Raw genomic sequence first — 13,248 nt, 5'->3', positions numbered from 1 at the left:
ATTCTAACGATTTTAGTTAAAAGATCCTATCTTATCTTTATTTTTATAACGAACCTCTAATCCTTCCCCAAGCCAGCCCCATCAGTTCATGCAAGGCAATATTGAGGAACACCATATTCTGCGCATTAGGGATGATTGTTTTTTGCCAACGCTCATCTCCCCAATACAAGGTAAAATCGGTAGGTGCGGCAATTGGATGCAAGCCCTGGGCTTTGCAAAGTGCCATTGCTCTTGGCATATGAATAGCCGATGTCACCAGATAAAAGGGTTTATCCCTGACCCAGGCTTTTATGGCGGCAGCCTGATCGGCGGTATTCAATGAGCCTGTTTCTATCTGCAGCCTGCTGGTATCCACTGGATATAGCAATGCGAGTTTACGCATGCGAAACGCTTCGGCTTTTTCCTGACCATAGCCCCCGCCTGAGAGCAGCAGATTTATGGAAGCGCTTTGCCGCCACAAACGCAAGCCTTCAAGGACGCGTTTGACCGAGGCCGAATAGAGTAAGGATTGTGGCGGTAAGCCTTCGATTTCGGTCTGTCCGCCGCTAAGCACCACTATCCATTGGACTTCCGGGTTAATTTTCTTAACCGGGGGATATTGTTTTTCGAGCGACTGGGTAAGAAACTGCGGCAACCAGCCGGTGCTTATCACTAGCAAAAGAATAAAAAAAATACTAAATCCAATAAAAAGACGCCGTGACTCAGTCGATTTTCCCAGTTTATAAAGTAAAAAAGCAAAGAATAAAATCAATAAAAAAAATGGATTAGCCACTGCTTCAATCAAATGACGAATAACCATTATCTAACCCGTTTCATCAGATACAGGCCTAAAAAGGCGAATAAAACTGTTGGTCCAAGTGCCGCTACCACAGGAGGCCATTGGAGTACCTGGCTCACCGGACCAAAAAAACGGTTAATGATATGAAAACCAAAACCCATAGTTGCTCCCGCCAGTAATTTTGACCCCATGGTTGAAGAGCGCAGCGGCCCAAAGATAAAGGGAATGGCAAGAATCATCATTACCACAGTGGTGAAAGGCTGAATAATTCGCTGCCAGAAGGCGAGTTGGTAATTTAATGCCGTCTGATGATTTTGTTTTTGAGCCCGCAGATATTGCCGGAGTTCCTTCAAAGTCATCTCATCCGGTTCACTGCTGCTGACATTGAGAATAGACGGTTTAACAGCGACATCCCAGGGCATTTTATCGATATGCTGAATCACTGTATGGTCTTTACTGATCAAGGTCTGCGAGATATTCTCTGCCCACCAGCTATTATCATAAAATTTTACCGTCCAGATCTGACGTGCAAAAACCATCTGGTGATGTTCGTCGAAATGATACTGTCTCACATCAACCAGCGTATTATCCTGCTGCACGGTTCCAATGGTAATAAAATCATTCTGATAACGAAGCCAGACGCCGTGAGAGGTTCTAAGAGCCTGTCCGCCGCTAATGGCCTGCACTTTGACATCATTCGCATAGTAAGCAAGCTTTGGCACTATGGTTTCGCCAATAAGTGTGACCAGAACAATCAGGATGAGCGACGCTTTTAGAACTGCCGTTGTAATCTGGCCAATCGACATCCCTGCCGCCCGCATTACCACCAGTTCACGATTGTTGGCCATAACCCCAAGCCCAATCAGTGATCCTAATAAGCTTGCCATTGGGAAAAAAAGATAGACCTGATAAGGCATTTGCAATAACACATAAATGGCCGACTGAATAATTCCGAAATCCCCGCGGCCCAAATCTTCAAGCTGGTTGACCATAAGAATAAAGATTTGCAAACCCGCGAGTAGCAGCGTGACCAGGCCAATAGCCAGCAGAACATTTTTAGCGATGTAGCGATCCAGTAATTTCATGCCAGCTTCACCCTGTTTCGCCAGATTAACAACAAACCAATTGCAGCCACAATCAAATGCAGCCACCACATCCCTACCCAGATCGGTAATTTTCCAGCGGCAATCCAGTCACGGGCGACAAACATGAAATTGGCATAAATAATAAACAGTACAATGGCGGGTAAGAGTTTGGCATATTTCCCCGAACGCGGATTGACGCGGCTCAGCGGCACTGCAACCAGCGTTAATGTCAGCACCATCAGCGGTATGGAAATCCGCCACTGAAGCTCAGCCGCTTTTTTGGGATCAGAATTAAACCAGGGGAATAAGGAAGCAGTCGTCGCGGTACGCATGTCGTTGTCAATTTTAATATCAGGATGCGGCAGTCTGGCCTTGTATTCCTTAAACTCAGCAACCTGATAATCCGCATGCCCGGGTTGCCCCTGATAAATACTGCCATTTTGCAAAACTAAATAATCTTCCAGGGTTTCGGGATCGGTCTGTGCATAGGCCTGCTCTGCCCACAAAATATCCCACTGAAACTGATAATCCTTAATGACCTGCTTAGCCAGAAAAATATTTTTTGCCTTGCTGTGATCGCGGCTCATTGATTCCACATAAAACACTTCCTTGCCGCCGGAAATACCGCGAAAACGCCCGGGAACAATCGTCTGGATTAAGGTTTGTATTCCAGTTGTACGCAGTAACTTGCCTCTTTCTGTGGCGATTACAGGACTCACCCACATGGTCAGCGCGGTGACTATGAGGGTGACAATAATTGCCAGAATGAAACTGTGTTTCAATAATTGTGAATTCCCATATCCGCAAGCCTGCAATACGGTCATTTCACTCTCCGCGTAAAGGCGGCCATAAGCAACAAGAAGTGCTACGTAAAAGCCCAATGGCAGAAGCAATCCCATCAGATTAGGTAATTCAAGCATCATCAGTTTCATGATAATGACAATCGGGATTTGCCCGCTGGCAGCGCGATTTAAATAACGGACAAACTGATTACTCATAAAAATGAGCATTAAAATGCTGGTAAGTGATGCCAGTGTAATAAAAACTTCTTTTGCCAGATAACGGAATATAAGCACGACCTTCGGTCTCTATATTAATTAAGCATATTACTGAGACGAATTCCTGCTCTGCGGCAGGCTGCAATTTAATGCCTGGTCTCGAATAATTAAAACCATTTGAATGATATCCAAGATTGGGTAAACTACCAGTTTTTGCGTCTTATAGGAAGTCAAATGAACTACGGATTAATCCAATCATTGCAGGATGCGTCAGATCAATGCCTGGTGCTCGGTGTTTTTTCGGAAAGCAGAGCCGATGAATTTTCAACTATCGAGGATGCCGATCTGCTCGCCTTGCTGCCTCGGCTTATGACTAAAATTAACGAAGCAGGTGACAGTGTCTGGCAAAGCGATATCAACGGCCGCTCCTTATTGCTGCTGCATTGCGGTAAGCAGGCTGAGTTTAAAGCCTCTTCACTGCGAAGACGTGTTGAAGAAATCACAATGGCACTGTTAAAGCAGAAAATCAAAAAAGCCTGTATAGCCCTGCCTGCTATTAACAAACAGGATGCTGACTGGCAGCTGACCCAGATGCTGCTTGCAGTGGACAGCCTTTGCTATCAGTTAACTGATTATAAAACCCGGCAAAAAAAACCGCATAGCCTGGAGGCGATTGATTTTTATCTGCCAAACACCAGTGATACCGCATTGGCGACTGCGCAATCAATTGCCGAAGGTATCCGGTTAACCCGTCGTCTGGCCGACTTGCCGGCCAATCACTGCACTCCCAGCTTCCTGGCAGAGCAGGCTCAGAAATTGGCCGAAGACTATTCACAGATAAAAACGCGTGTCCTAGGTATTCCCGAAATGACAGAATTGGGCATGGGCGCCTTGCTGGCCGTCAGTAAGGGAAGTACTGAAGAGCCTCGCCTTATTGAACTGGCTTATAATGGCAATGGTAATCAGGCCCCTGTTGTTCTGGTAGGCAAGGGCATTACTTTCGACTCTGGCGGACTGTCGATTAAACCCGCCAATGCAATGGATGAAATGAAATACGATATGGCGGGAGCAGCCAGTGTCCTTGGCACCCTGAAAGCCTGTGCAATGTTAAAATTACCGCTTAATGTGATTGGTTTAATCGCGAGCGCTGAAAATATGCCAAGCGGCAGCGCTGTCAAGCCCGGCGATATTGTGACCAGCATGTCCGGTCAAACCGTGGAGATTTTAAATACTGATGCCGAAGGCCGTTTGGTGCTGGCTGATGCCCTCACTTATGCTGAACAGTTTAATCCCGAACTGGTCATTGATATTGCCACACTAACTGGTGCGATGGTTGTTGCATTAGGCACAATCACTACCGGATTTATGACTTCTGATGAGGCATTGGCAGAGCAAATTATTGCCGCCTCATCACAAAGTGGCGACAAATGCTGGCGCATGCCTCTTGATGAGGAATATCAGGATGCTCTCGATAGCCCGCTGGCGGATATGATCAACGCCTCATTTGACCGAAGCGCCGGAGGCATCACCGCAGCCTGCTTTCTCTCCCGTTTCACTAAAAAATACCGCTGGGCGCATTTGGATATCGCAGGTACAGCCTGGGTTTCCGGCAAAAAGCGCATCGCAACCGGCCGGCCCGTTCCTTTATTAATTCAGTTCTTACGCCATGTCGCCAGTTCGCGTTGATTTTTATTTATTAGGCAGCAGTGACAAGCAAGCCGCTTTGCAGTTTGCTTGTCGTCTGTTAGAAAAAGCCTATTTACGAGGTCATCAGGTGTTTGTTTTTTGCAATAACCGGCAAGAAGCAGAAAGCCTTGACGAGTTGCTGTGGACTTTTAAGGATGACAGCTTCATTCCTCATAATCTACAGGGCGAAGGTCCTGAGCCTCCACCAGTCATTCAAATTGGATATCAGCAGGAGCCACGGGGGTTTCATGATATTTTGCTGAATCTGTCCGATGAAATTCCAGCCTTTTTCACAAAATTCAAACGCGTGATTGAATTGGTTGTTGACGAGGAACAGGCTAAAACACTAAGCCGTTCTCATTTTCGCCAGTATCGCAGCGCAAATTGCGAAATAAACACCCACAATGTGTAGAGGAAGCGGGTGGCTTCCTCAGATATATTCATTATTCAATACAATTTGTAAACCAGCAGCCGTCAGCGATAAGAATTTATAACCGGGATCAATAGTGGTACGCTCAAGCCATTCATTGGCGATACAGGCATCTGCCAGCTTCTGCATCGCTTCTACTGAAACGGGCGTTCCAAGTTTGTCACTCAATCTGCTGGCAGCCTCCTCTTCAAGGTCAAGAAATACCTGTTCGCGAGTGACCCCTCTGTCAACCATTTCGTCGTAAAACATTTTTAAAATATCCACTTCGTTCATGATTGTTTTTCCTGTCTTTTTGTTAATTGTAAACCAATTTTGAGAAAACAGCCGGTCGAGTACAAATCAGGACTTGTCAGCCCTTTTATATTGGTCCAAACTGAGAAGTTGAACATCATAGAATAAGGTAGATCAGATGAAAAAGGACAGTCTAGCTGATGTACGTAACACTCAGTCCAGTCGCGGATTTTTCGGACAAATCGATAACCGCCAGGCCTATCTGGAAATCAAAATCAGCGATGAATATCGAGGAGTGATCAAACAATATTATCAGGCCACCCATTATGTGACGAAAAATTTTATTGTCAGTCAGCTTTCGCGTTTACGCTTGGAACACGAGCAAGAGGCGCAAGCCTATCTTGAGTGGTTTGAAAACAACCTGGAGAATCTGACGGTCAGCGACTTTGGAAAATTCGAGCTGTTTGAGCAGGCAAAGCCTATGGAAAAAACAGCCTGAGGTCATGAATTTTAAGTATAATCAGAGCAAACCAGACCCATATAGGCTCACAGCCAATCTGGTTTGTGTCAAAACTTGTAAAAACAAGCCTTCTTGTTGAAAAAAATCGTTTTATAGTCAACCATTAAGTTATAGCGCCTCAGAGTAAAACCTTATGAGTGAATCTCGACTGGTTTATATTTTAAAACGGCTTCGATATTTTATTTCTCCGCCTACAGATATCTACGCGTCAAAAATTCCCATGATTATTGAAAAGGACGTGAAGATACGTCTGCGAGACGGGATTTTGCTCAGTGTTAATGTGTATCGTCCAAATGACAATTTAAAGCATCCGGTAGTGATTTGTTTTCATCCCTATGACAAAGACCAGTTACCCAAAAAATCATTATTTGGGCGTTATAAGCCTCTAAAAGCCTTTCGATTCATGCGTCAGCCAAGCCCTTCGCATTTCTCCTCTTTAACTGGCTGGGAAGCCCCCGATCCCGATTTCTGGGTCAAAAATGGGTATGCAGTCATAAATGGGGATATGCGCGGCGCCGGAAAATCAGAGGGAAAACTTGATTTACTCAGTGATACCGAAGCGCAGGACTATTATGAACTTATCGAATGGGCGGCAGAGCAATCCTGGTCCAATCAAAAAATAGGTTTAAACGGCGTTTCCTATCTGGCATTGAGTCAATATCGGGTCGCAGCCTTGCATCCTCCCCACCTGGCCGCGATTTGCCCCTGGGAGGGATTCAGTGATGTATATAAAGACCTGGCACGCCCGGGCGGAATTCGTGAGGATGGCTTTTATGCATTTTGGACGCACATGATAAACCCTGAACTGCGAACGCAGCAAATGCAACGCATTACAAGAGATAGCTGGTGGCAAGCCAGGGTACCTGATCTAAAGGCGATTGAAGTGCCTGCGCTTATCTGCGGAAGCTTTTCAGATCAATGTCTGCATACGAATGGCTCATTTCGTGTGTATGAACAGATTCGGTCAAAACATAAATGGCTGTATACCCACCGAGGGGGTAAATGGTCCAGTTATTACAGTGATGAAGCACTTGAAACTCAACTGCATTTTTTTGACTTTTTTCTTAAAGACAAGGAAAACAACTGGCTATCAACACCAGGTGTTCGCCTGGAAGTTCGTGAAAACCGTGATCAGATACATAGTACCAGCTACCACAATACCTGGCCTTTGCCTGACACTCAATGGCTTCCTTTATATTTGCATAACGAAGAGCAAACATTAAGTGAAAATCTCCCCGCTGAAAAGAATCATCGGGATTTTTCTCTGCCTGATAATAACTTGCATTTCACTTTTATCTGCCCTTTTGATTTACAGGTTATTGGCCCGATGAAACTTAAATTGTGGCTAGAGCTGATCGATACTCAGGATATGAACCTTTTTGCAGGCATTCGCAAGTTTCATCAGGATGAGGAAGTTTTCTTTGAAGGAAGTTATGGATTTGGCTTTGATATTGTGAGCAAAGGCTGGCAAAAAGTATCCTTGCGTAAAATTGACGAAATTGAAAGTGTTTTCTGGAAACCGGAACATCGCTTTGAGGAGCAACAGTTTCTGAAATCAGGCGAGATTGTATTGGTGGAACTTTCACTGCTTCCCTCCGCCACTTTCTTTAAACAGGGTGATCAATTGCGACTGGAACTGCGAGGAAAATGGTTTTTCTCCCAGAACATTTTCTTATCCCAACTGGGTAAATATGAACCGAGTCAAACAGGCTTATGCCGCATTTATGGCGGAGAAGAATATGACAGTCATTTACTGATTCCCTTAGTTAAACCGTTTAATTCCAATTCATAGTGGAGAAGGCTTATGTCTTACGCGCAACGTTTTCATGCGGGCTGGCAATTTCTGGTATCCTGCTTTCGTTTTCTAATGAAAAACCCGGCCTTGCTTATATTGCCCATTCTCAGCATGCTGGCGGTAATTATTGCGGTGGCAGGTTTGTTTGTGGGTTCATTTTTTGAATTTAACAATATTATGCACCTCTACCAGTACCAAAAACCCCTGTTCTTTATTGTTATTCTCGCTTTTTATTTTTTACTGGCTTTCATCACCATATTTTTCAATGCTTCTTTAATTACTTGTGTGATTCATCGCCTGCAAGGTCACAAGATGAATATTTTCCAGGCAATGGGCAGCACATTGAAAAAAACGGTTCCTTTACTGGGCTGGACTTTAATCAGCGCTACCATCGCTACCTTTTTCCACTACCTTGAACGAAGCCATAGTACGGTTGCTGATATTCTCAGTGCGATTTTCGGATTCTCCTGGTCAGTGATTACTTATTTTGTCATGCCGGTGATGGTCGCTGAAAATGTCGGTCCGATTACGGCAATCAGGCAATCGGTCAGAATGCTCGGTAAAGGATGGCGCAAGCTTCTGATTGTTAATTTCATTCTTTTTCTGATTATAGCCGCTATTGTGGCCGTCTTTTGCCTTATCGCTAATCTGCTCAAGCCACAGATTCAGGCAGTAGCTAATGAGTATAGTATGGCGTTTATTCTGATTTTTATTGGATTATGGCTGATTGTAAATACGACCTTTAATGCCATTTTTAACAGTGCCTTATATCTTTATATTAAAGGAGATCATCCTCCTGAGTTTGATAGCCAGGTGATACGGGATTTGATCGTTAATAAAAAAAATATTGAACTGCCTGTTAATTTGAAGAATAGATAATGTCACTGCCAGGAAAAGTCCCCCTCTGCGTTCCCTACTCTCTAGGTCCCGCGACTTGTTCGCGAGATCCAGACAATCCAGTAGACTCTCCCAATTTCCATAATATTTTCTTAAGCTTTGTACTGTAAATTGGCGCCCTGTTTATTAAAATCTCAAAAGAATGTCTAAATTCATTGCCATTTTTGCTCAATGCCAAAGTCCTATCGCCGCAGGTGACTACATGCTGGCGATACAGATTGCCAAAAGCTTACAACAAAGCCTGGTAAATAATAATCCGGAAAACATCCAGCTGGTCTTGACCTCAACTCGCGAAAACCTGCATCACTACGAAACACTGTGCGGTTCTCACTTAACTGAGTTAGGGATATTTGTTATCGCTCTCGAGGACCTGACTGATGAGCAAAATACCATGCTTGCATTTATTGATGCAAACCGTTGTAAGCCGGCAGATGGTGACTTGATGCTCGCAGCATTTTCTCCTGAAACGAAATACATTTTTGCAGGAGCACCCAATGCACCCGATTTCTCCGAAGAATGGATGACGCAGGAGGTGGATTTTCAGAATTATATAGACCAGCCTGAATTGTTCTTCTACCTTCCACCTTCACAAAAATTCTTCAGCTCCACAGGTCTTGGCCCGGACAGACTAGGTATCACCGCAATAACACCACTTGATCAGTTGCCTCTTTTAAATGCAGAACAGGCGGCTTTAATTCCCAACACTGCTTATAGTTTTGCCTATGTAAATAATCATAATTTTAATGCAAGCTGGAAAGCAATTACGAATTACACCGAAATCACAGGTCAGCATCAATTAATGCTACTAGGTGATTTTTCAACGCAGGAGATCGAGTTTCTGCGAGGGAAAATGAACGAAATTTTATGGGCGCAGGGTAATATTGAACCGGCCGTCATTCATCACCATGCCACGGTGAAAAACCAACTGATGAGACAATTGATGTCTCAGTCTACCGGCGATTTGATTGTTACCACAGGTACCCAGAGCACTCTGGAAGCGTTCGTAGATCAAAAACTGCCATTTTATCAATATACACAGCACAATGCTGATTTTGTTGACTCCTATCTTGAAACACTTAAGTCGCTAGTAGCATTGAGGCTGAGCGCTTCGCCTCAGGCCAGTCAAATAATGCTTCGATTCGCTGAGATATTATTTGCAGAGAAACCTCTTGGGCAAGCGGATAGAAAATATCTTAAAACCTGTATAGAGAAACCATCACTCTGTCGAGCCATGCAAAAGGCAAACGCCGAAATTGTAGCAACAGCCCAAGGGCGTCTAGCTACCCGATTACTTGGTTTTATGAACCAGGACAACCCAAATGCGCTTCAAGAGCTGGAAGAAAAGTACCTGCGAGTTTGTGTTACCCTGCTGAAACGCGGAGAATCAGAGTATCCAGATCTGGACGAAGCCTTACGCCGCGCCGCTTCAAAAGGTATGGTTTTTGAATTAAAAGTATTGCTCCAGAGGATAAAAACTCACAATGAGGAATTGGATGAACCCGATGAACTCTTTGGCCGCTCGGCTCTGCTTTGGGCTGTAATTAAAAAGCAAGCCACCTGTATGCGTCTTTTATTGAAAGCAGGCTCTGATGTGAATTTTCAGGATGATATGGGAGAAACAGCTGCTCATTATGCGGTCCGGCTCAAGCGAAAAGATTTACTGGAAATCTGTATTCGTGAAGGCGCCGATCTTTCTGTCAGAGACAAGAAACACATGACCGTATTACATCACGCCTCGCGCCTGGGCCTGGATGATATCGTTGCGTTTCTGATTGCCTCAGGAGCAAAAGTAGATGTCATGAATAAACAGAGAAATACGCCTCTTCATCTCGCTTTGCAGGGCAAGAAGAAAACTGAAGTTATCAAACATTTAGTGGATGCGGGAGCTAATCCCAGAATTCGTAATTATCTGGGGAAAAAAGCCTCTGATAATCCTGTATTCCAGCAGTTTATGAAAACTCAGAACAATAAAGGAGAAAACAAGGAGGACGCGGCTCTCATAGCACTGAATGAATCTCTCCCAGTTTCCAGCACTCACGCGATGTCCTGCTAGTTTTCCTTTAAATCCTCTCATCAGGGAGAATCAATCTCCCTGCACATCGTGGTTTAAACGCAACGTCTGCCTCAGTCTACAAATTCTTGCGTAAATAATAGCGATCATGCTTTAGCAGATAGGCTTTAATCTCAGCCACTAATTGAAACCCCTGTTTTAAATAAAAATCCAGAGCCTGAAAATCAAAGGTATCAACAAATAAGGCTGACAGCTTTTGTTTTCTGGCATAATCGTCAACTACCTTCATGATTGCAGAGCCAATACGCTGCTGGCGAAACGCTTCCTCAATCCACAAAATATCGATGTAAGCCGCGTCGCTATGCACCCAAAGAGTTGCCCCTCCAATAATCTTCTCATTCTCATCACGCGCAAACACACTGCAGTTGTGAGCTTTTTCTCCCAGATGAGCGACATTGAAATCAATAATTCCGCGTCTCAGGATACCGTTATTCTGTTCAGAGGGCTCAAGATCCAAAACAATATTAATATTCGTCATATAAACCCTGTATAATTAAAGAGATGGGTTTAAGAATACTCTTGGTCGCTTTTACATAGCAAGCGCGCTGATTTCCAGAAGTAATATTACGAGGCTTAATGTATGGCTGAAGACAATTTATCCGATGAAGATAAAGCATTATTTAGAAATGCAATGCAATCGGTTACACCGCTTCGCCAATCGAACAAAATAGCCGAACATCCTGCAAAGCCCCTGCCGGTTGTTTCCAAAAGGACAGCCTCTGCCCAGCCTCCTCGGCCAACGGTTTTTTTATCTGATTCCTATCGTGACGAATTGCAAAGCGATTCTGTTTTATCCTGGTCGGCTCATCCAATTCCGTCAAAAAGGATGCGCGAGTTAAAAACCGGGCTCATCCACATTCAGGCGAGGCTTGATTTACATGGCAAGAGCCCGGATTCAGCCCGTGAAGCGCTTATTCATTTTATCAGCAAAGAAACCTTAGCCGGTCATCGTTGTGTATTGATTATCCATGGAAAAGGCGGCTTACGGGGAGAAAAGCCTATATTAAAGAATCTGGTTAATTACTGGCTGCCACAACTATCTCAAGTCCTTGCATTTCATAGCGCTTTAGCGAGAGACGGCGGCAATGGCGCAGTGTATGTTTTGTTGAAAAAAATAAAAACGGAGCCATGAGTCCTCAAAATTAATACACTAATTTCAAGCTATAAACATTGAATTTCGATTGATAAACGCTTACCATCAGGCCCAAAGTTATAAAGCCTGACATCATGAGTAAACAACCCATTATTATTGGCATTTCCGGACCTTCAGCTTCCGGTAAAAGCCTGCTTGCAAATACTATTGTTAACGAACTCGGTTCTCAGCAAGTTGTCGTCATTTCCGAAGACGCCTATTACAAAGATAATAGTCATCTTCCTTTTGCCGAACGTGAAAAAATCAATTACGACCATCCGGACGCTTTTGATCATGCCTTGCTTTGTGAACATTTAAAACTGTTGCGTCGCGGCGAATCCGTTAACATTCCCATTTATTCACACTCAAAACATCTCCGTTTACCAGAAACCCGCTCAGTCGGCCGGCACGCCATTATTGTTCTCGAAGGCATATTACTATTCTCCGACAAGGCACTGCGTGAGATTATGGATATTCGTATCTTTATGTCAACGCCTCTTGACGTTTGCCTGACTCGCCGCCTAAAACGAGATGTGGTAGAGCGTCATCGCTCTTTTGAGTCTGTGGTGCATCAATATGAGACCACTGTACGGCCAATGTATTTGCAGTTTATCGAACCATCAAGCCGCTATGCCGATATTATTGTTCCTCGTGGCGGTGAAAATCGAATTGCGATTGATATGATTCAGGCAAAAATGCGTGAGCTTCTGGCCATGCATAACAATGAATAAAGGAGAGTCTTATGGGTTTCTTAAACGGCAAAAAAGCATTAATCGTTGGTCTTGCCAGTAATCGCTCCATAGCTTATGGAATTGCCAAGGCATTCCATGAACAAGGCGCGGAACTTGCCTTTACTTATCAAAGTGAAAAACTGCAAGGTCGTGTGGAATCAATGGCGGCTGAATTTAACTCACAACTGACTTTCCCCTGTGATGTTGCTGATGATATGCAGGTGAATGCGGTATTTGAACAATTGGGTACCCACTGGGATAAACTGGATATTCTGGTTCATTCTGTAGCCTTTGCACCTGCCGATCAGATAAGCGGTGATTTTATTGAATCCTGCAACCGTGAAGGGTTTCACATTGCCCACGATATCAGTGCCTATAGTCTGATTGGCCTTGCCAAAGCGGCTCTGCCAATGATGGAAGGAACGGAAGGCTCTGTGATCACACTCAGCTATTACGGCGCTGAAAAAGCAGTTCCGAATTACAATGTCATGGGCATAGCCAAAGCAAGCCTTGAAGCCTCTGTACGCTATCTCGCTGCAAGCCTGGGACGCCGCGGTTTACGAGTGAATGCGATTTCTGCCGGCCCCATCAAAACGCTGGCAGCAGCAGGCATTAAGGATTTCCGTAAAATGCAAAATGCCTATGCGAATACAACGCCTTTAAAGCGGAATGTTACCGCTGAGGAAGTGGGTAATACCGCAGCATTTCTAGCGTCTTCCCTTTCCTCAGGTATTACAGGTGAAGTGATTCATGTGGATGCGGGTTATCATGCCGTTTCCATGTCGAATCTCGAAGAGTAATTGCGTTAATTGTATTATCCCCCCTGCCAGGTGCTGTGCATTATGCACAGCATCCAGACAATTTAAAATAAATGTTGTATTTAATTCCATATTG

General features: G+C 44.3%; 14 protein-coding genes. 9 read left to right on the top strand and 5 right to left on the bottom strand.

Annotated features, from left to right (window positions below):
* Window positions 1-43: 43 nt before the first annotated feature.
* From LXA66_RS13130 to lptF, 3 genes are read right to left on the bottom strand one after another with little or no spacing between them, the layout of a single operon-like run.
* The gene (locus tag LXA66_RS13130; RefSeq protein WP_233013507.1) at window positions 44-799 is read right to left on the bottom strand and encodes a YdcF family protein; all 756 of its coding nucleotides are present in this window, start codon (window positions 797-799) and stop codon (window positions 44-46) included.
* Window positions 799-1,863, bottom strand: coding sequence for an LPS export ABC transporter permease LptG (gene lptG, locus LXA66_RS13125; RefSeq protein WP_233013506.1), 1,065 nt, complete (start codon window positions 1,861-1,863; stop codon window positions 799-801). The genes LXA66_RS13130 and lptG overlap by 1 nt, the downstream gene beginning before the upstream one ends.
* Window positions 1,860-2,939 carry an LPS export ABC transporter permease LptF gene (gene lptF / locus LXA66_RS13120; RefSeq protein ID WP_233013505.1) on the bottom strand — a complete coding sequence of 360 codons (1,080 nt, stop codon included), beginning with the start codon at window positions 2,937-2,939 and terminating at the stop codon, window positions 1,860-1,862. Before lptF ends, lptG begins: the two co-directional genes overlap by 4 nt.
* Window positions 2,940-3,095: 156 nt before the next feature.
* Here lptF and LXA66_RS13115 point away from each other — a divergent pair, with 156 nt between their 5' ends.
* On the top strand, window positions 3,096-4,547 hold the full coding sequence (locus LXA66_RS13115) for a leucyl aminopeptidase (protein ID WP_233013503.1): 1,452 nt from the start codon (window positions 3,096-3,098) through the stop codon (window positions 4,545-4,547).
* Window positions 4,528-4,959 (top strand): DNA polymerase III subunit chi, encoded by a 432-nt coding sequence (locus LXA66_RS13110; protein ID WP_233013502.1) that lies wholly within the window; start codon window positions 4,528-4,530, stop codon window positions 4,957-4,959. Before LXA66_RS13115 ends, LXA66_RS13110 begins: the two co-directional genes overlap by 20 nt.
* Before the next feature lie 18 nt (window positions 4,960-4,977).
* On the opposite strand, the gene LXA66_RS13105 is transcribed toward LXA66_RS13110, so the two are convergent.
* A complete protein-coding gene (locus LXA66_RS13105; protein WP_133140072.1) occupies window positions 4,978-5,250 on the bottom strand; it encodes a hypothetical protein in 273 nt (90 codons plus the stop codon).
* Window positions 5,251-5,386: 136 nt separating this feature from the next.
* Here LXA66_RS13105 and LXA66_RS13100 point away from each other — a divergent pair, with 136 nt between their 5' ends.
* The 4 genes from LXA66_RS13100 to ankY all read left to right on the top strand — a co-directional run bounded on the left by LXA66_RS13100 (window position 5,387) and on the right by ankY (window position 10,473).
* A complete protein-coding gene (locus LXA66_RS13100; protein WP_233013501.1) occupies window positions 5,387-5,707 on the top strand; it encodes a hypothetical protein in 321 nt (106 codons plus the stop codon).
* Between the two features lie 154 nt (window positions 5,708-5,861).
* On the top strand, window positions 5,862-7,520 hold the full coding sequence (locus LXA66_RS13095) for a CocE/NonD family hydrolase (protein ID WP_233013500.1): 1,659 nt from the start codon (window positions 5,862-5,864) through the stop codon (window positions 7,518-7,520).
* A gap of 12 nt (window positions 7,521-7,532) precedes the next feature.
* Complete coding sequence (locus LXA66_RS13090) at window positions 7,533-8,402, top strand: DUF6159 family protein (RefSeq protein WP_233013498.1); 870 nt, start codon at window positions 7,533-7,535, stop codon at window positions 8,400-8,402.
* A gap of 160 nt (window positions 8,403-8,562) precedes the next feature.
* Window positions 8,563-10,473 carry a Dot/Icm T4SS effector AnkY/LegA9 gene (ankY, locus tag LXA66_RS13085; RefSeq protein ID WP_233013497.1) on the top strand — a complete coding sequence of 637 codons (1,911 nt, stop codon included), beginning with the start codon at window positions 8,563-8,565 and terminating at the stop codon, window positions 10,471-10,473.
* 76 nt (window positions 10,474-10,549) lie between these two features.
* Here the strand turns inward: ankY and LXA66_RS13080 are convergent, their stop codons facing one another.
* Window positions 10,550-10,969: a GNAT family N-acetyltransferase gene (locus LXA66_RS13080; RefSeq protein WP_233013496.1), complete on the bottom strand. Its 420-nt coding sequence runs from the start codon at window positions 10,967-10,969 to the stop codon at window positions 10,550-10,552.
* Window positions 10,970-11,071: 102 nt separating this feature from the next.
* Here LXA66_RS13080 and LXA66_RS13075 point away from each other — a divergent pair, with 102 nt between their 5' ends.
* The 3 genes from LXA66_RS13075 to LXA66_RS13065 all read left to right on the top strand — a co-directional run bounded on the left by LXA66_RS13075 (window position 11,072) and on the right by LXA66_RS13065 (window position 13,154).
* Window positions 11,072-11,623 (top strand): Smr/MutS family protein, encoded by a 552-nt coding sequence (locus tag LXA66_RS13075; protein ID WP_233013495.1) that lies wholly within the window; start codon window positions 11,072-11,074, stop codon window positions 11,621-11,623.
* Window positions 11,624-11,718: 95 nt separating this feature from the next.
* A complete protein-coding gene (gene udk, locus LXA66_RS13070; RefSeq protein WP_058507657.1) occupies window positions 11,719-12,354 on the top strand; it encodes a uridine kinase in 636 nt (211 codons plus the stop codon).
* Between the two features lie 11 nt (window positions 12,355-12,365).
* Entirely contained in the window at window positions 12,366-13,154 is a 789-nt protein-coding gene (locus LXA66_RS13065) for an enoyl-ACP reductase (protein WP_112220253.1), read from the top strand.
* Window positions 13,155-13,248: the final 94 nt, after the last annotated feature.

Source organism: Legionella sp. 16cNR16C (genome assembly GCF_021297775.1).
Lineage (GTDB): Bacteria > Pseudomonadota > Gammaproteobacteria > Legionellales > Legionellaceae > Legionella_C > Legionella_C quinlivanii_A.
Note: the sequence above shows the minus strand (reverse complement) of the source record. Positions and strands in the feature narration are given on the sequence as shown.

What these genes read in the sequence shown, in the direction of transcription:
- LXA66_RS13130 (WP_233013507.1), bottom strand. Translation starts at nt 799, where the DNA reads ATGGTTATTCGTCATTTGATTGAAGCAGTGGCTAATCCATTTTTTTTA.
- lptG (WP_233013506.1), bottom strand. Translation starts at nt 1,863, where the DNA reads ATGAAATTACTGGATCGCTACATCGCTAAAAATGTTCTGCTGGCTATT.
- LXA66_RS13115 (WP_233013503.1), top strand. Translation starts at nt 3,096, where the DNA reads ATGAACTACGGATTAATCCAATCATTGCAGGATGCGTCAGATCAATGC.
- LXA66_RS13110 (WP_233013502.1), top strand. Translation starts at nt 4,528, where the DNA reads ATGTCGCCAGTTCGCGTTGATTTTTATTTATTAGGCAGCAGTGACAAG.
- LXA66_RS13105 (WP_133140072.1), bottom strand. Translation starts at nt 5,250, where the DNA reads ATGAACGAAGTGGATATTTTAAAAATGTTTTACGACGAAATGGTTGAC.
- LXA66_RS13100 (WP_233013501.1), top strand. Translation starts at nt 5,387, where the DNA reads ATGAAAAAGGACAGTCTAGCTGATGTACGTAACACTCAGTCCAGTCGC.
- LXA66_RS13095 (WP_233013500.1), top strand. Translation starts at nt 5,862, where the DNA reads ATGAGTGAATCTCGACTGGTTTATATTTTAAAACGGCTTCGATATTTT.
- LXA66_RS13090 (WP_233013498.1), top strand. Translation starts at nt 7,533, where the DNA reads ATGTCTTACGCGCAACGTTTTCATGCGGGCTGGCAATTTCTGGTATCC.
- ankY (WP_233013497.1), top strand. Translation starts at nt 8,563, where the DNA reads ATGTCTAAATTCATTGCCATTTTTGCTCAATGCCAAAGTCCTATCGCC.
- LXA66_RS13080 (WP_233013496.1), bottom strand. Translation starts at nt 10,969, where the DNA reads ATGACGAATATTAATATTGTTTTGGATCTTGAGCCCTCTGAACAGAAT.
- LXA66_RS13075 (WP_233013495.1), top strand. Translation starts at nt 11,072, where the DNA reads ATGGCTGAAGACAATTTATCCGATGAAGATAAAGCATTATTTAGAAAT.
- udk (WP_058507657.1), top strand. Translation starts at nt 11,719, where the DNA reads ATGAGTAAACAACCCATTATTATTGGCATTTCCGGACCTTCAGCTTCC.
- LXA66_RS13065 (WP_112220253.1), top strand. Translation starts at nt 12,366, where the DNA reads ATGGGTTTCTTAAACGGCAAAAAAGCATTAATCGTTGGTCTTGCCAGT.